General features: G+C 64.6%; 18 protein-coding genes. 8 read left to right on the forward strand and 10 right to left on the reverse strand.

The window, feature by feature from the left end:
- The first annotated feature begins 100 nt into the window (after window positions 1–100).
- The 4 genes from AC3WMU_RS13970 (at window position 101) to AC3WMU_RS13985 (ending at window position 4,315) form a co-directional block, all read left to right on the forward strand.
- Entirely contained in the window at window positions 101–1,186 is a 1,086-nt protein-coding gene (locus AC3WMU_RS13970) for a LysR family transcriptional regulator (RefSeq protein ID WP_006222488.1), read from the forward strand.
- A 151-nt stretch (window positions 1,187–1,337) separates the two neighbouring features.
- On the forward strand, window positions 1,338–2,453 hold the full coding sequence (locus tag AC3WMU_RS13975) for an AI-2E family transporter (RefSeq protein WP_006222487.1): 1,116 nt from the start codon (window positions 1,338–1,340) through the stop codon (window positions 2,451–2,453).
- Window positions 2,454–2,571: 118 nt separating this feature from the next.
- Window positions 2,572–3,357: a phytanoyl-CoA dioxygenase family protein gene (locus AC3WMU_RS13980; RefSeq protein ID WP_424625359.1), complete on the forward strand. Its 786-nt coding sequence runs from the start codon at window positions 2,572–2,574 to the stop codon at window positions 3,355–3,357.
- 130 nt (window positions 3,358–3,487) lie between these two features.
- On the forward strand, window positions 3,488–4,315 hold the full coding sequence (locus tag AC3WMU_RS13985) for an IclR family transcriptional regulator (protein ID WP_492282514.1): 828 nt from the start codon (window positions 3,488–3,490) through the stop codon (window positions 4,313–4,315).
- A gap of 1,306 nt (window positions 4,316–5,621) precedes the next feature.
- On the opposite strand, the gene dapA is transcribed toward AC3WMU_RS13985, so the two are convergent.
- Genes dapA through AC3WMU_RS14010 form a run of 5 tightly spaced genes read right to left on the reverse strand, consistent with a single transcriptional unit; the run spans window position 5,622 to window position 12,010 of the window.
- A complete protein-coding gene (dapA, locus tag AC3WMU_RS13990) occupies window positions 5,622–6,533 on the reverse strand; it encodes a 4-hydroxy-tetrahydrodipicolinate synthase (RefSeq protein ID WP_454677950.1) in 912 nt (303 codons plus the stop codon).
- Window positions 6,534–6,570: 37 nt separating this feature from the next.
- Window positions 6,571–8,346, reverse strand: coding sequence for an ABC transporter permease subunit (locus AC3WMU_RS13995; RefSeq protein ID WP_280026613.1), 1,776 nt, complete (start codon window positions 8,344–8,346; stop codon window positions 6,571–6,573).
- Window positions 8,347–8,350: 4 nt separating this feature from the next.
- On the reverse strand, window positions 8,351–9,430 hold the full coding sequence (locus AC3WMU_RS14000; protein WP_280026614.1) for an ABC transporter ATP-binding protein: 1,080 nt from the start codon (window positions 9,428–9,430) through the stop codon (window positions 8,351–8,353).
- Between the two features lie 20 nt (window positions 9,431–9,450).
- Window positions 9,451–10,533 (reverse strand): ABC transporter substrate-binding protein, encoded by a 1,083-nt coding sequence (locus AC3WMU_RS14005; RefSeq protein ID WP_006222481.1) that lies wholly within the window; start codon window positions 10,531–10,533, stop codon window positions 9,451–9,453.
- Window positions 10,534–10,582: 49 nt separating this feature from the next.
- Entirely contained in the window at window positions 10,583–12,010 is a 1,428-nt protein-coding gene (locus tag AC3WMU_RS14010; RefSeq protein ID WP_492282515.1) for an FAD-binding oxidoreductase, read from the reverse strand.
- Window positions 12,011–12,368: 358 nt separating this feature from the next.
- Here AC3WMU_RS14010 and AC3WMU_RS14015 point away from each other — a divergent pair, with 358 nt between their 5' ends.
- Entirely contained in the window at window positions 12,369–13,502 is a 1,134-nt protein-coding gene (locus AC3WMU_RS14015) for an alpha-hydroxy acid oxidase (protein WP_492282516.1), read from the forward strand.
- Between the two features lie 38 nt (window positions 13,503–13,540).
- The gene (gene proC / locus AC3WMU_RS14020; protein ID WP_006222478.1) at window positions 13,541–14,347 is read left to right on the forward strand and encodes a pyrroline-5-carboxylate reductase; all 807 of its coding nucleotides are present in this window, start codon (window positions 13,541–13,543) and stop codon (window positions 14,345–14,347) included.
- A 40-nt stretch (window positions 14,348–14,387) separates the two neighbouring features.
- Here the strand turns inward: proC and AC3WMU_RS14025 are convergent, their stop codons facing one another.
- A complete protein-coding gene (locus AC3WMU_RS14025; protein WP_492282517.1) occupies window positions 14,388–15,833 on the reverse strand; it encodes an MFS transporter in 1,446 nt (481 codons plus the stop codon).
- Between the two features lie 120 nt (window positions 15,834–15,953).
- Here AC3WMU_RS14025 and AC3WMU_RS14030 point away from each other — a divergent pair, with 120 nt between their 5' ends.
- Entirely contained in the window at window positions 15,954–16,835 is an 882-nt protein-coding gene (locus AC3WMU_RS14030) for a helix-turn-helix transcriptional regulator (RefSeq protein WP_454677948.1), read from the forward strand.
- A 66-nt stretch (window positions 16,836–16,901) separates the two neighbouring features.
- The gene (locus AC3WMU_RS14035) at window positions 16,902–17,153 is read left to right on the forward strand and encodes a hypothetical protein (RefSeq protein WP_081534002.1); all 252 of its coding nucleotides are present in this window, start codon (window positions 16,902–16,904) and stop codon (window positions 17,151–17,153) included.
- A gap of 45 nt (window positions 17,154–17,198) precedes the next feature.
- On the opposite strand, the gene AC3WMU_RS14040 is transcribed toward AC3WMU_RS14035, so the two are convergent.
- The 4 genes from AC3WMU_RS14040 to copM form a co-directional block, all read right to left on the reverse strand.
- Entirely contained in the window at window positions 17,199–17,681 is a 483-nt protein-coding gene (locus AC3WMU_RS14040; RefSeq protein ID WP_424625366.1) for a cupin domain-containing protein, read from the reverse strand.
- Between the two features lie 13 nt (window positions 17,682–17,694).
- Window positions 17,695–18,024, reverse strand: coding sequence for a YciI family protein (locus tag AC3WMU_RS14045; protein WP_454677947.1), 330 nt, complete (start codon window positions 18,022–18,024; stop codon window positions 17,695–17,697).
- Window positions 18,025–18,077: 53 nt separating this feature from the next.
- A complete protein-coding gene (locus AC3WMU_RS14050) occupies window positions 18,078–19,259 on the reverse strand; it encodes a GGDEF domain-containing protein (protein WP_454677946.1) in 1,182 nt (393 codons plus the stop codon).
- 166 nt (window positions 19,260–19,425) lie between these two features.
- Window positions 19,426–19,749 (reverse strand): CopM family metallochaperone, encoded by a 324-nt coding sequence (gene copM, locus AC3WMU_RS14055; protein ID WP_492282518.1) that lies wholly within the window; start codon window positions 19,747–19,749, stop codon window positions 19,426–19,428.
- Window positions 19,750–19,905: the final 156 nt, after the last annotated feature.

Consider the following 19,905-nt stretch of genomic DNA (forward strand, 5'->3'; position numbering starts at 1 on the left):
CTATTCCGGCAACACTGTTCGACAGAAATGACTAATCGGCGGCGAAATCGGGTTATGCTCCGTTCACCCCGACTTATTTGCCCAAAAGGACACCGTCGCCATGGACCGTTTTCAGGCTATGCAGGTGTTTGTGCGCGTCGTGGACGCCAACAGCTTCACCCGGGCGGCCGACAGCCTTTCGCTTCCGCGCACCACCGTTACCACCATCATCCAGAACCTCGAACGCCTTCTGGGCGTGCGCCTGCTCAATCGCACTACGCGCCGTATCGGCCTGACGCCGGACGGCGCGGGCTATTACCAGCATTGCGTGCGCATCCTGGCGGACGTCGAAGAGACCGAGGCCTGTTTCCAGGAAGCGGCGCTGCGCCTGAAGGGGCGGCTGCGCATCGACGTCCCGACCTGCATCGGGCGGCTGATTCTGATCCCCTCATTGTGTGATTTCCACGACAAATACCCCGACGTCGAGCTGGTGCTTGGCCTGGGCGACCGCCCCGTGGATATGGTGCAAGAGGCCGTGGACTGCGTGATCCGCGCCGGCGAACTGGAAGATTCCAGCCTGGTCGCGCGCCGCATCGGCACCCTGCAGACGGTCACCTGCGCTTCGCCCACCTATATTGCCCGCCACGGCATGCCGCAAACGATCGAATCGTTGCGCGATCACCACGCGGTGCATTACTTCATGAGCCGCACGGGCCGCAACTGCGCCTGGGACTTCAAGGTAGACGGCAAGCACCAGGAAGTGGACATGAAGGGGACGGTGGCCGTGAACGAAGCCGGCGCCTACCTGGATTGCGGTCTGAAAGGGTTCGGCCTGATACAAGTCGCCCGCTATATGGCCTTGCCGCACCTGCAATCCGGCGAACTGATCGAAATCCTGCCGCAATGGAAGCCCAGCTCCACGGCAATCTCCGTGCTGTATCCGCAAAGCCGCCAGTTGTCGCCCAAGGTGCGCGCCTTCACCGATTGGGTGGCGGAATTGTTCGCTGGCTGCCCGTTGCTGAGCGGCCGCGACGAAACCGATCCCGCCATCGGCAGCTGCGGCGTGTATCAGCGCCAGTTGGGCATGCCCAGCGCGATGACCCTGGGTCAACCCCAGCCCCAGCCAGGCATGGAACCCGCCTTGCTCCAGACGGCGCCGCCGCGCCGCCGCAGCGCGCGCGAAGAGGCGGCCGAATACGCGCTGTAAGCGTATGAGGGGGCGGGCCAGCGGGCCCGCCACGCCGGGAAACCACGGGAAACCCCGTAGTAAATACAGGGCTTGCGTCCCTCGTATTTCTTGAAACGTCTGTATAGTCCGACAGTCAAAGCCTACAACGCCCTTACTGTCGATCCGCTCTATGCAGCCTGTTCTACCCGCTTACCTGATCGCCCGTTGGCTGCTGCTGCTTGTCTTGTTGGCAGGGGTTTACTTCCTTAGCGGCTTCCTCGTCCCCGCGCTTGCGGCACTGATCATCGGCTTGGCCAGCTGGCCTCTGTACCAGCGCCTGGTCGTGCGTTGCGGCGGCCGCACGGCAGTGGCCGCGTCGCTGGCGCTGCTGGTGGTGATCGTCGTGCTGATCGTGCCGATGAGCCTGGCGCTGTCGTACGCCATCAAGGAAGCCAGCACCTTCTTCGCCTGGGCCATCGCGGCCAACCGCCACGGCGTGGCCGTGCCCAACTGGATCACGTCGATGCCGGTGGTGGGCGAACGGCTGGGGCAATACTGGGAATCGTATATCGGCCAGCCCCATGCGCTGGGCGCGCTGGTCGAAGCCGTCAGCGGCGAACACCTGGGCAATATCTACCGCATGGTGCTGGCGGCCACGGGCAACGTGTTCCAGCTGCTGCTGACCGTGCTGTTCATGCTGATCACGCTGTTCTTCGTCTATAAGGACGGCATCCGCATGGTGGCCCAGCTGGACGTGCTGGGCGAACGCATCCTGCCGGCGCGCTGGCAGCGCTTTTCGCGCGTGGTGCCGGCCACCATCAACTCCACCGTCACGGGCATGGGCCTGATCGCCTTGGGCGAGGGCCTGGTGCTGGGCATCGCTTACTGGGTGGCGGGCGTGCCGTCGCCCGTGCTGCTGGGCGTGGTCACGGGCTTCATGGCGCTGATCCCCGGCGGCGCACCGCTGTCGTTCACCTTGGTGTCGCTGTACCTGGTGGGCTCCGGGCATCTGGTCGCGGGTATCGCGCTGATGGTCTGGGGCAGCGTCGAACTCTTCATCGTCGACAAGACCCTGCGCCCGCGCCTGGTGGGCGGCCCGGTCAAGCTGCCGTTCCTGCCGACCTTCTTCGGCCTGGTGGGTGGCGTGAAGACCATGGGCATCGTGGGGTTGTTCGTCGGCCCCGTGCTGATGGCCTTGCTGGTGGCGGTATGGCGCGAATGGGTGCATCACGAAGTGCAGGAGCGCGACGCCGCGCGCCTGCATCCCCCCATTGTTCCGCCGGTTGAAAAAACACCTACCGCCTGACGCCGGGGCGCCCGGCGCTTTGGTAATCTAGCCATCCCCGCGTATACCGGCGTTTGACCGGTACGCGCCTGCCCCGCACGCAGACGCTTCGCAACCGCCGCGGGGTGTGAGGATCGAGATGTCCGGGTTACTGCCTGATGATCAGATAGCCGTCCTGCGCAAGCAGGGGTTTGTGGTGGCGCGCCAATTCGTTGGCGCGGACCAGGTGGCGGCGCTGCGCGCGCTGGCCGAACGCCATTTGCATGAGCACGTGGCCCCCATCGAATACGAAGCCGACCTGCGCTACCCCGGCGCGCCCGAGTCGCGCGCCGCCGAAGGCGGGCTGACGGTGCGCCGTCTGCTTAGCGCCTATGCGCGCGATCCGCTGTTTGCCCAATGGGCGACAGCCCCGCGCATCGGCCAATGGCTGGCCAGCTACTTCGGTGAACCCGCCGTGCTGTCCACGGTGCACCACAACTGTGTGATGACCAAACATCCGGCCTACGGCAGCTTGACGGGCTGGCATCAGGACATCCGGTATTGGTCGTTTTCCGATACGGACCTGGTGTCCTGTTGGCTTGCCCTGGGGCCGGAAAAGCGCGAGAACGGCGGGCTGTCTTTCATTCCGGGTTCGCATGCGGCGGCGTTCACGCCCGATCAGTTCGACGACAAGAAATTCTTCCGCGACGACGCGCCGCAAAACGCCGAATGGATCGCACAGGCGGTTTGCCCGGAACTCGAGGCCGGCGACGTGGTGTTCTTCCATTGCCGCACGCTGCACGCGGCGCAGGGCAATCGCAGCGACCGCGTGAAGCTGTCGGTGGTGCACACCTATCACCCGCAATCGTGCCATCCGCTGCCGGGCACGCGATCGGCCTCGCAGCCGGGCGTGCCTTTGGGAAAACCGGTTGCCGAAACCGCTTAAAGTAATTGATATTTGCTATTAATAATTGAATTACAATTAAAGTAAGCGCACTACGCGACGATGGGCCGGCAAATTCCCACGTCGCGATGATTCTTGCGCGGCATCCCTAGAACTCAATAGGCTGTTCCCTGTGCGCAAATCCCCCCCCGACGACACGGCAAACCCGCAGGCGCCGACCGAGACCCGGTCTTCGCTGTTTGTCGGTTCCACTGAAAAAGCCTTTCAGGTGCTGCACGCGTTCGACGGTTCGAAACGCCACATGACGCTGGCCGATATCGCACGCGCTTCCGGCCTGGACCGCAGCGCGACGCAGCGCCTGGTCTACACGCTGGAGACGCTGGGTTATCTGCGCCGCATCCCCGAAACGCGCAACTACGGCCTGACGCCGAAGGTGCTGCAGTTCTCGTACAACTACGTGCGCGCGAACGAGCTGATCGACAAGGCGTCGCCGTATCTGCTGGACATCAGCCGGACGCTGGGCGAGACGACGAACCTGCAGGAACTGGACGGCCACGAGATCGTTTTCGTGGCACGCTTTCCAGGCCACCATCTGGTGAATGTGGACATCGCCGTGGGCAGCCGCCTGCCGGCTTTCTTCACGGCGTCGGGGACGGCAATTCTGTCCCGGCTGTCAGACGAACACCGGCGCGAGATCCTGGCGCAAACGCGGCTGGAAGCGATTACGCCGTATACCGAAGTGAACCCCGAGAAGCTGCTGGACCGCGTGCAACGCGTGGCCGAGAAGGGCTACGCGATCATCGTGAACGAGACCGTGTTGGGGGATATTTCGGTGGCTGCGCCGGTTATCGATCATCGTGGATTGGCCGTGGCGGCAATCAATATTTCCGTGCCGACAACGCGGTGGACCGTGGCGAGGGTAGAAGCAGAACTGGCGCCGCATGTGCAGGTGGCGGCAACTTCGATTTCTAAGTCCAAGTTTTCTGCTTATTCGAGGTAGGGGCGGCGGGGGCTGGTCGGGGCTTTGTCGGTGCGTCTCGATGGGGCTTCGTGGGTCGCCCGTCGGCGGGGTCGGGCTGATGGCGCGCGCCCACGATAGCGGTCCGGAGCCTTCGCTCCGGACTTCCCCGTTGTCATCCTCGTCCGCCTGCGGCTCCCTTCGGATTCCCTCGGGCGCATCAAGGTTGCGCGCCATCAGCCCGACCCCGCCGACGGGCTGGCGCTGTCTTGGTTTCCGCGCTGCTAGATTGCCACTGACTGACGAGATGTGCGTGGCCCGCCGATTGCGGCCGCGCGGGCGGCGCGCAGTCGGCTTACGCGTCACTGGTACGTCGTGGCGGTGGTCGCTTGCGCGCGGGCGGGGAGGGGTTTGCTAAGGGTCTCGCAGTCACTGGGTGAGGGGTGGAGCGACGGGTGGCGCGCGGCAAACAGCGGCGTGCTGATCGAGACCCGTACGCGCGCCACCCGTCTAATAGGAAGACCGTCGTGGGCTTCACACTGTCGCTTGTCTGACGAGCCGAGTGGTATTTGTCTTCGTACTCGATGGGTGGGCGGGGCAAACCTGACGTAGGACGGCGACGTCCGCCGCGCGCAACCATCTGGCGGCACGTGACGACGATCGGCTACGTTCGGGGCCTTATGTTTGTGTCTACCTGGACTCGCGTTCGTAGGATGGGTGGAGCGCGGCAAAGCCGATGTTAGAACGCACATGTCCATCGCGCGCAACCCATCTGGTGGCATGCGAAGATGATGGGTTACGTGCGACAAACGTTAGTGTGCTTGGGCCCACCGGAACGCACTCCACCCATCCTACGTGGATAACAACGCGACGCATCGTACGAAGACAAACAACGCGACCCATCGTGCGAAGGCAAACAACGCCACCCACCCGCGAAGCGATACCCCACACGACGCAAGACACCGCGTAAGCTCCCAGAGGCCGCCCGCGCGGCCGGCCGGGAGCGGGCACCGCAAGATTCTCCACCACCCAACACGGGTGGAGAGAACCCTAAGCACACCGTCCTACCCAGCCGACGTGAGATTGCCATTGCCAGAGCCCGTCGTGGTGGTCCCCTGGGGTGTGCGGGGAGTCGATAAGCCCGAGGGAATCTGAAGGAACTGCCGCAGGCAGTGACGAAGATGACGATGGGGGGGGCCGCCGAGGCGAGTCCGGAGCGAAGGCTCCGGACCGCAATCGTTGACCCGCACACCCCAGGGGACCACCACGACGGGCGTCTGAAGAACCACCAACCAAAAAAATAAAAAAGGACCGCAAAAAAAGCGACCCTTCCCCAAAACCCAAAAGCCTAGCCCTGAACCACCCCCTCAAACTCCGCCAGCAACGGCGCCAGCTCCGCCCGCAAAGCCGCCTGTAAGTTGTCTGCCGGCGCCACCAACGGATCCAGCACTTCAGGTGCATTCACGCCGATCAAATCCATCACCGACTTCATCGGACCCGGATTCGTCTCCGCAAACGCCAGATTCATCAGCGGAATCAAACGGCGATGCAACGCCATCGACTCCCGCGTGCGTCCTTCGGCCGCCAACGCGTAAACCTTCCGCCACGCCGTCGGCAAGAGGCTTGCCGTCACCACGATGCCGCCGCGCGCGCCGGCAGCCAGATGTACCGGCAGCAGCGTGTCTTCGCCGCTGAACACCGCAAACGATTCGTCAACGCCCGCCACCGTACGCAAGAAATGGTACATGTCGGTATTGCACGCCTTCATCCCGATGATGTTCTCGTGGCGGGACAGTTCGTGCAACACTTCCGGGGCGATCGCGATGCGCGTGCGGTACGGGATCTCGTAGATCATCACGGGCAGCGGCGAGGCGTCTGCGTAGCGCAGGAAGTAGTCGCGGATGCCGGCTTGCGTCGGGGTCGTGTAGTAGGGGGTCAACACCATCAGCGCGTCGGCGCCGGCGTCGGCGAATTCCTGGCCGGCCTGCAGGGCGTCGTGAAAGCCGGGGTCCAGTACGCCGGGGATAACCGGCACGCGGCCTTCGATGGCTTCTACCGTCAGCTTGCACATGCGGATGCGTTCGGCGCGGGGCAGTGCGCCGTATTCGCCCGTGCCGCCCAACGGCACGATGCCGTCGATGCCTTGCTTGAGCAGGTAGGCGATCAGCGCGCGGGCCGCCGGGACGTTGATGGTGTCGTCCGCGTTGACCGGGGTCGGGATGGCGGGGAAGACACCGCGAAGATGGGTTGCGTTCAGCATGTTGCGAATCCTAAGAGGTAAAACAAGCGCGCATGGATCAGTTGGCCAGGCTGCGGCGGCGCAGCCGGTCGGCCAGCCAGATCAGCGCGGCAATGAAGATGAAGAGGCAAGTGGAGACGGCGGCGATCACCGGTGAAATCTGCAGCGTCACTTCGTCCCAGAACTGCTTGGGCAAGGTGGCGTTCAGGCCGCCCGAGGCGAACAGCGCAATCGTCAGTTCATCGAACGAGGTCGCAAATGCGAACAGGAACGACGACATCAGGCCGGCACCCAGGATGGGGAAGGTCACGAAGCGCAGCGTGGCCCAGGGGCCTGCGCCCAGGCTTTGCGCGGCCAGGTCCAGGCGCGTGTCGTAGTTGCGCAGCACCGCCATCATGGTGATCACCACGTACGGCACGGCAACGACCGTATGCGCCAGGATCAGGCCGATGGTGGAACCCACCAGGCCCACGCGGGCGAAGAAATAGAACATGCCCACCGCGATGATCATGCGCGGCACGACAATCGGCGACAGCACGAAAGCCAGCATCGCCGACTTGCCGCGCATGTTGGCGCGCACCAGCAGGAAGGCGGCGGGCGTGCCGATCAGCATGGCCAGCAGGCCGGTGCCCACGCCCACGATCAACGAACGGGTGATCGCCTGCATCCACACGGGCGAGGTGAACATCTGTTCGTACCACTGCAGCGAAAAGCCCTTGGGCGGCCACGTCAGGCCGGAACCCGAATCGAACGACAGCGGGATCATCAAGAACGCGGGGGCGCTCAGAAAGGCCAGTACGCCCAGCACGATCCACCACAAGGTGCGCGACTGGCCGGTGCCCGACACCGAGCGGCGCAGACGCTTGGGCAGCAGCGCGAACAGCGCGTCGGACACGTTGGCCAGCACGGTCAGTACCGCATCGCCCGCGCGGCGCGACAGGCTTTCGCGGCCGGAAGTGCGTACGCGGGTGGACGCGCCGCCCGTCATGGTCGACAGGCCCAGCACCTTGTCGTAAATGGCGAAGACCACCAGCACCACCACCAGCAGCAGCACCGACACCGCGCCGGCGAACTCCCAGTTCATGGTCTGCTGGACCTGGTCGATGATGATCTGCGTGATCATCGTTTCCTTGCGTCCGCCCAGCAGCGCGGGCGTGATGAAGAAGCCGATGGCCGTCACGAACACCATGATGGCGGCGGCCGCCACGCCGGGCATCGACAGCGGAAAATAGATCTTCCAGAAGGCCGTGCCGGGGCGCGCGCCCAGCGTGGACGCGGCGCGCGGCAGGTTGCGGTCGATGTTCTCCATGACGGACAGCATCGTCAGCACCGCCAGCGGCATCAGCGCATGCACCATGCCCACCAGCACGCTGCCGAAGTTGTAGAGCAGGTTGGCCGGCGCATCCAGGATGCCAAGCGCCTGCAGCAGCTGGTTGACCACGCCGTTGCGGCCCAGCAGCACGACCCAGGCGAAGGTGCGCACCAGGAAGCTGGTCCAGAACGACAGCAGCACCCAGAACAGCAGCGAGGTCTTGCGCTTGGCCGACAGGCTGGAGATCAGGTAGGCCACGGGGTAGCCCGCCACTACCGAGAAGAACGTCGTCCACAACGAGATCTTCAACGTGATCAGCAGCACGTTCACGTAGACCGACGATTCGAAAAGCCGGTGGTATTGCGTCAGGGTAAAACCCTGGTCGCCGACGAAGCTCAACAGCAGCAACTGGCCGACCGGGTAGATCAGCAGCACCAGCAGCAGCACGACCAGCGGGGCCGCCATCAGGAAATGGCGGCGGCCCGGGCTCATGCGCTTGCGGGGATTGGCAAGGGTTGTCATGCGTTCACTCCGCAATGGCCACCGCGTCCGCGGCTTGCCAACTGACCGTCAGCGGCTGGCCGATCGCGTACTGCTCGGCCTGGCGCTGCGTGGGGTAAGCCACGACGATCGGCGCGGCATCCGCCACGCCGGAATCCAGGTACAGCTTGGTCAGGCTGCCGGTCACCATCACGTCCAGCAGCTTGCCGGTCAGGCCCGGGCCGGTGGTGCCCACGCGCAGGTTCTGCGGGCGCAGCATCACTGTGACTTTCTGGCCAGCCTGGATGGGGGCGCCGTTGGACAGCGCCTGCCCGGTTACGCCCTGATGTGCCAGCTTGACCGTCAGCGTCTCGCCGTCCACCGACGCGACTTCGCCTTGCAGCAGGTTCGACTCGCCCAGGAAATCGGCGACGAACAGCGTGCGGGGGCGGAAGTACAGATCAGCCGGCGTGCCCAGCTGTTCGATCGCGCCGCCGTTCATCAGGCAGATGCGGTCGGACATGGTCATGGCCTCTTCCTGGTCGTGCGTCACGTACACGATGGTGGTGCCCAGTTCGCGGTGGATGCGCTTGATCTCAAGCTGCATCTGGTCGCGCAGCTTCTTGTCCAGCGCGCCCAGCGGTTCATCCATCAGGATGATGGCCGGGCGGTAGACCATGCAGCGCGCAAGCGCAATGCGCTGCTGCTGGCCGCCGGAGAGTTCGCGCGGCAGGCGCGTCGCCACATGCGGCAGGCGCACCATCTCCAGCGCTTCGTGCGCGCGGCGGCGCGCTTCGGCGGCCGGCACCTTGCGCATCTTCAAGGGGAACGCGATGTTCTCCTCGATGCTCATGTGCGGGAACAGCGCATAGTTCTGGAACACCATGCCGATATCCCGTTCATACGGCGCGCCGTAGGTGACATCGGCGCCGTCGATCAAGACGCGGCCCTCGTCGGGCTGCGCCAGGCCGGCGATCAGGCTCAGCAGGGTGGTCTTGCCGGAGCCGGACGGACCCAGCAGGGTCAGGAATTCGCCGCGGGCGACGTCCAGGTGCGTGGGCGCCAGGGCGACGAAGTCGCCGTAGCGTTTGCCCAGGCCCGAGATTTGCAGATTGGAAGAAGACATGGTGTTCATTCAGAAAAGAATTACTTCAGGACCCAGCCGTTGAAGCGCTCGAGCACGTCGCGCTGCTTGTCCAGCCAGTACGCCGCGTTGATGTGCAGGCCGGTCTTGATGTTGTCGGGGTGGGTCGGGCAATTGCGCGCCACGTCGGCCTTGATGTAGTCGAAGGCAGCGGGTTGCGTCACGCCGGCGGCAAAGAATTCAACCAGCGCGGCCTGCCGCTTGGGGTCGGACGCGAACTTGATGAATTCGCGGCAAGCGTCGGCGTTGGGCGTGCCTTTCAGGATGGACCAGTTGTCGCAGCCCCAGATGTTCTGGTCCCAGACGATCTGCACCGGCGCGCCGTTGGCAATTGCCGATTGCGCGCGCGACACCCAGGTGGCGATCATGTCGACTTCGCCCGAGCCCAGCATCTGTTCGACCTGGGCGCCCGTGTTCCACCACACGTCCACCGACGGCTTGACCTTGTCCAGGCTGGCCAGCGCGCGGTCGATGTCGCAGGGGTAAACCTTGTCCGTGGGCACGCCGTCGGCCATCAGCGCTTCTTCGATGGTGTCGAACGGGTGCTTGCGCAGGCCGCGGCGTCCCGGGATGTCCTTCACGTTCCAGAAGTCGGCCCACGACGCCGGGGCGCGGCGGCCCTTGAACGCGTCGGTGCGGTAGGCCAGCACGGTGGTGTAGACGTTGTTGCCCACGCCGTACGGCGACATGTATTGCTTGGGAATGGTGGCCACGACGGGATCGGATTCCAGGCCGTGCTTTTCCAGGTACACCTTGCCGCCTTCTGTCAGCATCAGGATGGCGGGCTGGCTGATCTTGGCCATGTCCCAGGTGTAGTTGCCGGTGTCCACCATGCTGCGGATCTGCGCGGTGGGCTCGGCGTTGGCCTGCACGCCCACGACCTGGATGCCGGTGGCTTCCGTGAACGGCTTGTAGAACACGGCGCCATACGCCTTGCTGTAGATGCCGCCGTCGTCGCGCACGACGATGCGCTTGGACGCCGCACGCGACGGCGTCCAGATCATGGGCATGGCCAGCGCGGCGGCGCCGGCGGCAACGGTTTTCAGCGCGCTGCGGCGCGAAGCGTTGTGGGAGGTCGATTTCATGGAAGACTCCTGCGGGTCGGGTCAGGGACTACGGATCAAGAACGACGGCTCAAGGCAGCAAGCGGCCGGGGTTGAAAAGGTTGGCGGGATCGAAGGTGGCTTTCAGGGCGCGCATCATCGCCAGTTCGACGGGCGACTTGTAGTGCGCCATTTCGGCCAGCGACGTGCGGCCCACGCCATGTTCGGCGCTGAAGGTGCCGCCCAGCGCGTCCGCCACGTCGTTGACGGCGCGCCGGATGTCGGCCGCCATCGTGTCGCGGTCGGGCAGGGCGTTCCAGGCGTCGAACGTGAAGAACGGAATGAAGTGCACGTTGCCGTCGCCCAGGTGGGCCACGATCAGCACGGGCAGGCCGGGCACCAGGCGGCGCACGGCCGCCGTGGCTTCATCGATGAAACGCGGCACGCTGGAGACTGGTACCGCGCTGTCGGTGGTCAGGCCCACGCCCGCCTTCTTGTTGCCTTCGGACACGCTGTGGCGCACTTCCCAGAGCGCGGCGCGCTGCGTGTCGTTGCTGGCCACGACGGCATCGTGCAGCAGGCCAAGCTCAGACGCTTGTTCCAGGATCTGCTGCAGCAGGTCTTGCAGTTCGGCGCCGTTGCCGGTGTCGGACAGTTCCACCAGCACGTGCCAGGGATGCGCGCCGGCCAGCGGATTCTTGCGGCCCGGCACGTGCGCCATCACGATGTCCAGCTGGTTGCTGTCGATCATTTCAAAGGCCGACAGGCGCGAGCCGCACGCGCGTTGGAACAGGCCCAGGATCTCGAGTGCGGCCTGCGGGCTGTCCGGTGCCATCCAGGCCACGGCGTGCGCCGTGGGCAGCGGGTGCAGCTTCAGCACGGCGGCGGTGACGATGCCCATCGTGCCTTCGGCGCCGATGAACAGGTGTTTAAGGTCGAAACCGGTGTTGTTCTTGCGCAGCGCCGTCAGGCCATTCCAGATGGTGCCGTCGGGCAGCACCACTTCCAGGCCCAGGATGTTGTCGCGCGTGTTGCCGTAGCGCAGCACGCCCGTTCCGCCGGCGTTGGTGGCGATGGTGCCGCCGATCTGGCACGAGCCTTCGGCGCCCAGGCTGATGGGGTACAGGCGGCCTTCGGCGGCCGCCGCGTCGTGCACCGTGGCCAGCACGCAACCCGCTTCGACTTCCATGGAGTTGTTGGCGGCATCGACCCGGCGGACCCGGCGCATGCGCGCCAGGTTCACGATGACGGGCGGCTTGCCGGCGGCGTCGGGCACGGCTCCGCCGCACAGGCTGGTGTTGCCGCCCTGCGGCAGCACCGGTGTGGCGTGCGCGTTGCACAGCCGGACGATGTCGGCGACCTGCTGCGTGTTGCCCGGCAGGGCGACGCACAGCGCCGGGCCCTTGTATCGGCCGCGCCAGTCTTCGGTGTAGCCGGCGGTGTCGGCGTCGGAGTGAAGGATGGCGTCCGCGCCCAGGGCCTGGGTCAACGCGTCTAGCAGGGTGATGCCGTTGGTCATGTCTGTGGTCCCGAATGGGGCTCGGAGTTCGACGGAAGTCCGAGCGCATTGAGGCACAGCATACGATTACTTAAATCGCTTTTCGATTTGAATAATCGTATTTCAATTAATTCTAGGGTATGTACTAGGAGTGAATCCGTCCGATAACGGGCGTCCCTTGCGGCGGGCGGATTGTTGTGGTCCCCGCAAACCCGCATTCTGCCAAGCTTTGCTGGCCACGGCTTGTCGCGCGTCCACCCCTTGCCACGCTGAATTCGCCCCTAGTGGCTGTTCCGGATTGCGATTTTTAAAATGATCGAAATACAATCATATCGTGTGAAATGCAATTCTATTCGACCCCCGCAAATCAAGGAAGGACATGCTTCCCAGCGTGATGGATTACCGGCGGCAGGCGCAAAGGCGGCTGCCCCGGCTGGCGTTTGATTACCTGGAGGGCGGAGCAGAAGACGGCCTGACCCTTGCTCGCAACCGGGCGGCTTACGCCGATCTGGAATTCCGCCCCGACGTGCTGGTGGACGTGACGGATTGCCGCCTGGACGCCACGGTGCTGGGGGCCTCAGCCGCCATGCCCGCCATCGTGGGGCCGACGGGCCTGAATGGGCTCTTCTGGCCGCAAGCCGACGTGCATCTGGCGCGCGCCGCGCATCAGGCGGGTTTGCCGTTCGTGCTGTCCACCGCGTCGACCTCGTTGCTGGAAGACGTACGCGCCGCCACGCCCGGTGAATTGTGGCTGCAGCTGTATGTGCAGCGCGACCGCCGCATCGCCGAACACCTGATGGACCGCGCCTGGCAGAACGGCTACACCGTGCTGTTCCTGACCGTGGACGTACCGGTGCATGGCAACCGCGACCACGACAAGCGCAATGGATTCAAGCTGCCGCTGCGGCCGTCGCGCCAACTGCTGCTGGATCTGGCGGCGCATCCGGGCTGGTGCTGGCAAATGTTGCGCCACGGCGGGCCGCAGTTAAAGAACCTGGCCGTCAGTTCCAACGCGCGCGAGAACATCACTGAACAGGCCTCTGCACTAAGTCGGCAGATGGATCTGGCGCTGAGCTGGAACGACGTGGCCTGGCTGCGCCGCCACTGGCGCGGCCGCATCGTGATCAAGGGCATCCAGGGCATGGCCGACGCGCGGCGCGCGCAGGCGCACGGCGTGGACGGCATCGTGCTGTCCAACCACGGCGGCCGTCAGCTGGAAAGCGCGCCTTGCCCGCTGGAAGTGCTGCCCGAGGTCGCCGCGGAACTCGGGCAGTCGCTAGAGATCCTGGTGGACGGCGGCGTGCGCCGCGGCAGCGATATCGCCAAGGCGGTGGCGCTGGGTGCGCGCGCCGTGCTGCTGGGCCGTGCGCCGCTGTATGGCCTGGCGGGGCGCGGACCGGCCGGGGCGAACGAAGTCCTGGCCATCCTGCGCACCGAGCTCGACAATACCCTCAGGCTGCTGGGCCGCAACCGTATCGGCGCGCTGGACGCCGCAGCGGTGCGAAAGCGCTGAACCCGTCTTGCCACCCCCTTTTTTGGAAGCACAGCAATATGCGAGAAAAGATCGTTTTCATCGGCGGCGGCAATATGGCCTCCGCCATCATCGACGGCCTGCTGCGCCAGGGCCGCGAACTGTCCGACTTCCTCGTGATCGAGCCCTATGCGCCGACGCGCGACGCGCTGTTCGCGCGCGGCCTGAACTGCCGCGAAAGCGTCGGTCCGGAAATCGCCGATGCGGCGTTGTGCGTGCTGGCCACTAAGCCGCAGGCTTTGCGCGAGGCTTGCGGCCAGGTGCATCAGCATCTGTCGGCAGCGGCCACCGTGGTCAGCATCGCCGCGGGGGTTGAGCTGGCATCGCTATCGGAATGGCTGGGCGGCCATGCGCGCATCGTGCGCGCCATGCCGAACACACCCGCCAAGGTGGGGCTGGGCATGACGGGGCTTTACGCCACGCCCGCCTGCAGCGACGCCGAACGCGGCCAGGTGGATGCCTTGTTCGCCGCGGTGGGCGAACGTATCTGGGTAGACAGCGAAGCCATGATCGACGCGGTGACCGCCGTGACGGGAAGCGGTCCCGGCTACGTCTTCTACTTCATGGCCGCCTTGGAAAAAGGCGCGGTGGAGCTTGGCTTTTCCGCGACCGATGCGCGCCGGCTGGCCGTGTCCGCGTTTCGCGGCGCGGCAGGGTTGGCCGCCAGCGAAGACGTGCCGCTGACGGAACTGCAGGACCGCGTCACTTCCAAGGGCGGCACCACCTACGCCGCGTTGTCGCATATGCGCGAGGCCGGTGTCGCAGACGCGATCACGCAGGCGGCGCACAAGGCCGAACAGCGCGCGCGCGAACTGTCGGCGGGATAGTCCGGCTCGCGCCCGGGCAGCCACGCAGCTGTGCGTCGGTTCAGCGCTGGCGGCCCAGCCACCCCAGCAGCATGACCGACGCCGCAATCGCCGCCACGTTGAACTGCATGGCCGACGCGAATGCCTGCGCATAACGCTCGGGAGCACTGGCGTCGGCATGCGCGTGCAGCGCGCCGCCGAACAGCATGCCCGCCGCCGACACGCCTAACGCGGCGCCCACCTGCTGCAAGGTCGACACCACACCTGCCGCCATGCCGGCCTGGCGGTCTTCAACCAGGCCCAGCACCAGATTCACCAGCGGCGTATTGACCGCGCCTTGCGCCGCGCCCAGCCAGACCAGCGCCGGCACCAGCGACCACGGCGCCAAGGCCGCGCCTGCGGTGCCCACGTGCACCATCAGCGCGGCCGTGGCCCCGCCATACAACAACGCCGCCAGCGCGATGGCGCCCGTGCCAAAGCGCGCCACCAAACGTGGCGCAACCATCGACCCCGCCACGAAGCCCACGCTGGCCGGCGCGAAAATCAGGCCAGCGGTCAGCGCATCCAGGCCGAAGCCGGTCTGCACCAGCAGGGCATAGCACAGGAACATCGCGCTGGCGGTCGAGAAGACAAACATCACCAGCAGGCAGCCGGCCGCAAAGCGCGGTTGCGCCAGCAAAGCCATGTCGACCAGCGGCGCGTCGCCGTTGGCCCGCACGCGGCGCTGCACGCGCACGAACAGCGCCAGCAATATGGCCGATGCGCCGCCGCAAGCGATTGTCCAGATCGGCCACTGCCGCGCCGGCCCTTCGATCAATGCCAGCAACAGCAAGGCCAACCCCGTGCCCACCATTGCCGCGCCGGGCCAGTCCATTGCCGCGGCCGACGCCTCGCGGGACTCGGGAATGTGGCGAGCCAAGCGCCACGCCAACAGGCCCAGCGGCACGTTGATCAGGAAGATGGTGCGCCACGCCAGGCCGAACACGTCCGCATGCACGATCCAGCCGCCCAGCACCTGTCCGGCGATGGCCGCCAGCCCCAGCGTCATGCCCATCAAACCGAACGCGCGCCGCCGCGCATGGCCTTCGTAGCTGACGCGGATCAGCGCATACACCTGCGGGAACAGCATGGCGGCCGCGACGCCTTGGAGGATACGTGCCCCGATCAGCGTATCGGCCGTGGGAGCCAGCCCGCAAAGCGCGGACGCCAACGCAAAGCCGGCCATGCCCAGCATGAACAAGCGGCGGCGCCCGTGGCGGTCGCCCAAGCGGCTGCCGGCGATCAGCAGCACGCCATACGCCAATTCGTAGGCGACGATGATGAAGTTGATCTGCGCAAAGCTGGCCGACAACGTGGCCTGCATGCTTGGGATGGCGACGTTCACCACGAACAGGTCGAAGATCGTGATGAAGCCGCCCGACAGCAGCACGGCCAGGCCCAGCGGGCTGAGCGCAGGGGCGTCGGGGGCGCGGGGCGCGCAAGGGGAAGGCAGGGTGGTCGAGGTCATGAATACGCCAGCGAAAACGGGATTGGCGCTATTCTGGGTGGACCTTCAGCCTTATACAATTTAGCTGTTTATGCTATTACTGCTTGCAATAGCCTGCCCGCCAGGATGCTTATTCTCGCGATGACTGACGCTCCCATCCCCCAGCGCCTGGACCGCACACGAGCGGACCTGTCCGAATTCCTGCGCCTGCGTCGTGAACGCCTCAGCCCGACGGCGCTGGGCCTGCCCGCCGGCGGCCGCCGCCGAACGCCCGGACTGCGCCGCGAGGAAGTGGCCGCGTTGGCGGGCGTGGGCCTGGCCTGGTACACCTGGTTCGAACAGGGCCGCAACATCAGCGTGTCGGCCACCTTCCTGGAAAACCTGGCGCGCGTACTGAAACTGGACCCCGCCGAGCGCCGCCACCTGTATCTGCTGGCCCATCAACGCCCGCCTGCCGAGCCGGGCCGCACCGTGTGCACCGTGCCGCCACAGGTGCGCCGACTGATGGAAGACTTGCCCGCCCGGCCGGCCTACATCTTGAACCTGCGTTGGGACGTGGTGGTGTGGAACGCCGCCGCCGACCACGTCTTCGGCTTCTCGGCGCAAGCGCCCGGCCGCCGTAACCTACTGTGGATGCTGTTCGTGGCGCCCTCGATGCGGCAGGTGTTCGTCGACTGGCAAGCGCAAGCGCCCGCCATGCTGTCCACCTTCCGGCGCGATTTCGCCAGCGCGGCGGGCGTGCCCGACATCGCCGAACTGGTCGACGAACTGGAACGTGTATCGCCGGATTTCAAGGCCTGGTGGCGCGAACACGACGTGCACGGCACGTGCATGGGTGTGCGCAAGCTGCATATCGAACCGCTGGGAGAGGTGGCCTTCGAGCACGCGACCTTGTCCGTGGACGAAAGCCGCCATTTGCGGCTGGTGGTGTACGCGCCGGCGCCCGACGACCCGCGGGCAGAGGATTTTGCGCGATGGGTGCAGGGGCGAACGACGCCAACAGAGACCGCGCATTGCGAGTAAGGTACGCAGTAGAGGCCTTTGATTGCCGGCACGTCGGCCTGTGCCACCAGCGGGAACCCGTCCATCATGAAGATCCTTCGCTCAACCGTAAGACCCGTCCTTGCCGCGGTCGCGTGCGCGTCGATTGCCGCCTGCGCGAACAATCCGCCCCGGCAAACCGATATGGACTATCGCAGCCGGCCATCTTCCACGACGCAGCGCGCAAACACCCCGCCCGGGTCTTCGGATCAGCGCTTGACCATACAGTCCGGCGAAGGCGAAAAACTGAATCTTCCGTGGTTCGTCCGGGATACACAGGAGTGGATCAACAGCAACTGACGCCGGAACAGGCAGTGCCATGCATTGCCGGGCTCAGTCCCGCACTCAGTCAGGCTTCCCGTCATGGTCTCCGAGCGGCCGGGCCGGCCAATCCACCCAGCGATTAGCGCGCGTACGCTCGTACGCGTCATTAAGCGGGAAACGCACGCGATTGTCATCGCGGGTAGGTTCGCCGATGACCATCAGCCGCACAGCGTCCTGCGTATTGTTGATGAAGGTGTGGCAGATGCCGGTTCCCGCAGGAAACGCGACGGCGTCCCCTTCCGCAAGGGGATGCAGCACACCATCGATCCACACGTCGGGCTTGCCCTCGAGCACGTACACAAACTCCTGTTCGGTACTTTCCGCGTGCGGATAAGACGTCCGCCGGCCAGGCAACAGCCTGACGTGATGAATGCCGATACGGGTAATCCCAAGTGCCGCGGCAAGCGGCGCATCCAGCGCCATCGGCTCGGTATCGCCCTGATAGGAATGCGCATCGGGTTCTTCAAGTTCAGTCCAATGCTTGATGAAATTCGGTCGGTTCATCGGCTGTCCTCCTTTAAGGCTGTTCCAATGGCCATACCTCTACAACACCATGCGCAACCGCGCAGGGAGTGCGTGACACCAGGTCAATCGCCTCGGCCAGGTCAGCCGCCTCGATGATGGAAAAGCCAGCCACCGGCAAGGGCGCGCGCATATAGGGCGCGTTCGTCGTTTCGACGCCGGCAGCGTCATGATTGCGTACCTGCACCGGGGCGCCTGCGATGCCCATCAACACGCCGTCTTGTTTCAACCGCGCGTCGTGCGCATGCGCAGCATCGCGGAGGGGGGCTGCCGTACGGTCGTAACCCGCCTGGTCTCCATATCCGATCGTCACGAACTTTGGCATGGGGAGTCTCCTGAGAAGGTGTGCTTCGTTAAGGTATCAGACTGCATACAGCGTCATGAATTGCAGTCTGACAACGTCAGGTCGGAGAATTCGACCCGATTGCGTCCCGCCGCCTTTCCTCTGTAGAGCGCCGCGTCGGCTTGTCGAAGCGCATCCTCCAGGCCATGGGCGCCATGGAAGGGGGGCGAAATTCCAATGGTGATCGTACAGCGCAGGGAACTACTAGAACCCGTCACGTTGATGCCTTGGCTTTCAATGCGGGTACGTAGGCGCTCTGCCAAGGTGATTACCGTGTCACCGTCCGCCTCCAGGAAGATTGCCACGAATTCCTCTCCCCCGATACGGCCCGTCAAGTCGCCACGACGAACGGTGGAGCGAAGTAGTTCCGCCACTTGGCATATGACTTCATCCCCGGCTTGGTGGCCGTAGGTGTCATTGATCCGCTTGAAATGGTCGACATCCAACAGCAGCAAGCGAACGGGCGCGGACTGCCGAGAATCGAAATACCGTTTAAGCGCATCCAGAAGCCCTCTGCGATTGAGCAGGTCCGTCATGGGATCGCGCGCCGCTATGTTGCGCAGACTATCCGTCAGCCGCCGCAGTACCAGCCAGACAATGGAGGGCGGCACGATGGTAGCCAGAGTCGACATGTAGATGTAGAAGATCATTTGAAAGCGGCTGTCCATGTGCAGCGCATCCAAACCGTCATCTACGATTTTCAAGAACTTCAGCGCATTGAGAACACAGATCCCGCCAATCAGAAGCGCAAAGAAAACCATCTCTCCGTACAAGTCTTTTGCGAAAGTGCGCACACCGTAGATCACGGTGATGGCCATTGCAAAGAAAAGCAGGCTCGCCGTCGCCGCAAGCATTGCATAGCGCGCGGTGGGTCCTGCGTTCCATTGCACCAATAATTGCGCTATGCCGTAGGCCACGGAAAAAATGATCAACGGACGCCACAATGGAACTTGACGCCCAAAAAAGCGCATGGCGCCAAGCCAGTAGGCGATGGGGGCAGCCAGCGTGAGGGTGTGGTTGATGACGCTCATCACGCTCCAGGCCGGTCCCCCCTCAAGCAGTTGCAGGATGTAGGCCAACGCCAGCAGAAGATTGCCTACCGCAAAAAAATCCATCCCCATCCGGTTGCCGGGCAAGCGACGACTGATAAGCAAAAACATGACCGAAAAGCACAACAGGTGTGCACACAGCATGGCGACGAGCGTGGAGGCAACCATAAATGGAAACGAGGAGAGGGAGGGAGAAACTCCTACATTGGTAATGCTAGGACGTAGGCAGCGACATTAACTGGGGAAACTCGATCCAGGTCAAGTGCCGCGTGCGAGTTGCCGAGCGCCGTGATCCATTCAGGCTGCTAGCTTTGGAACGTGCTCTAGAAAATTTTCATCGCAGGCCTCGCGCGTCGAGCCATTCCTGCATCATCGTGATCTCGCCCTCCTGGGCCTGGATCACGTCTTCGGCAAGCGCACGAACGATCGGGTCCTTGCCATACCGAAGCGCCACTTTCGCCATGTCTATGGCGCCTTGGTGGTGGGGGATCATGCCACGCATGAAGTCCACGTCGGCGTCGCCTGTGGCGTCGATCATCATGTCCTTGTGCATACGTTCATTGACGCTGCGGTAGGCCTCAAAGGCCTCGCTACTGCCAAGTGAAGCCGTGGTGGTCGCTTCGTGGGGATGGGGGGCTGAGTTGGGTGTTTTCTGCATGATGGCTCCGAGTGCTTCAGGGGGAGTGGACGGCTCGGTATGTGCCGCCCTGGAACGACGGGATCAATCTATTCCTTGCAATGGTTGAAAGGTCAACACCCTTCTCGGACGCCTACGAATGCCTTGACCTTCCCACCATTGCAATACCTAGCCTTT

This window comes from Achromobacter sp. FW305-C-13 (assembly GCF_058783475.1).

Coding starts and splice junctions, on each gene's coding strand:
- AC3WMU_RS14000 (WP_280026614.1), bottom strand. CDS start 9,430: ATGTCTTCTTCCAATCTGCAAATCTCGGGCCTGGGCAAACGCTACGGC.
- dapA (WP_454677950.1), bottom strand. CDS start 6,533: ATGCTGAACGCAACCCATCTTCGCGGTGTCTTCCCCGCCATCCCGACC.
- AC3WMU_RS14010 (WP_492282515.1), bottom strand. CDS start 12,010: ATGACCAACGGCATCACCCTGCTAGACGCGTTGACCCAGGCCCTGGGC.
- AC3WMU_RS14005 (WP_006222481.1), bottom strand. CDS start 10,533: ATGAAATCGACCTCCCACAACGCTTCGCGCCGCAGCGCGCTGAAAACC.
- AC3WMU_RS14030 (WP_454677948.1), top strand. CDS start 15,954: ATGACTGACGCTCCCATCCCCCAGCGCCTGGACCGCACACGAGCGGAC.
- copM (WP_492282518.1), bottom strand. CDS start 19,749: ATGCAGAAAACACCCAACTCAGCCCCCCATCCCCACGAAGCGACCACC.
- AC3WMU_RS13970 (WP_006222488.1), top strand. CDS start 101: ATGGACCGTTTTCAGGCTATGCAGGTGTTTGTGCGCGTCGTGGACGCC.
- AC3WMU_RS13980 (WP_424625359.1), top strand. CDS start 2,572: ATGTCCGGGTTACTGCCTGATGATCAGATAGCCGTCCTGCGCAAGCAG.
- AC3WMU_RS14015 (WP_492282516.1), top strand. CDS start 12,369: ATGCTTCCCAGCGTGATGGATTACCGGCGGCAGGCGCAAAGGCGGCTG.
- AC3WMU_RS14035 (WP_081534002.1), top strand. CDS start 16,902: ATGAAGATCCTTCGCTCAACCGTAAGACCCGTCCTTGCCGCGGTCGCG.
- AC3WMU_RS14040 (WP_424625366.1), bottom strand. CDS start 17,681: ATGAACCGACCGAATTTCATCAAGCATTGGACTGAACTTGAAGAACCC.
- AC3WMU_RS13975 (WP_006222487.1), top strand. CDS start 1,338: ATGCAGCCTGTTCTACCCGCTTACCTGATCGCCCGTTGGCTGCTGCTG.
- proC (WP_006222478.1), top strand. CDS start 13,541: ATGCGAGAAAAGATCGTTTTCATCGGCGGCGGCAATATGGCCTCCGCC.
- AC3WMU_RS14050 (WP_454677946.1), bottom strand. CDS start 19,259: ATGGTTGCCTCCACGCTCGTCGCCATGCTGTGTGCACACCTGTTGTGC.
- AC3WMU_RS14045 (WP_454677947.1), bottom strand. CDS start 18,024: ATGCCAAAGTTCGTGACGATCGGATATGGAGACCAGGCGGGTTACGAC.
- AC3WMU_RS13995 (WP_280026613.1), bottom strand. CDS start 8,346: ATGACAACCCTTGCCAATCCCCGCAAGCGCATGAGCCCGGGCCGCCGC.
- AC3WMU_RS14025 (WP_492282517.1), bottom strand. CDS start 15,833: ATGACCTCGACCACCCTGCCTTCCCCTTGCGCGCCCCGCGCCCCCGAC.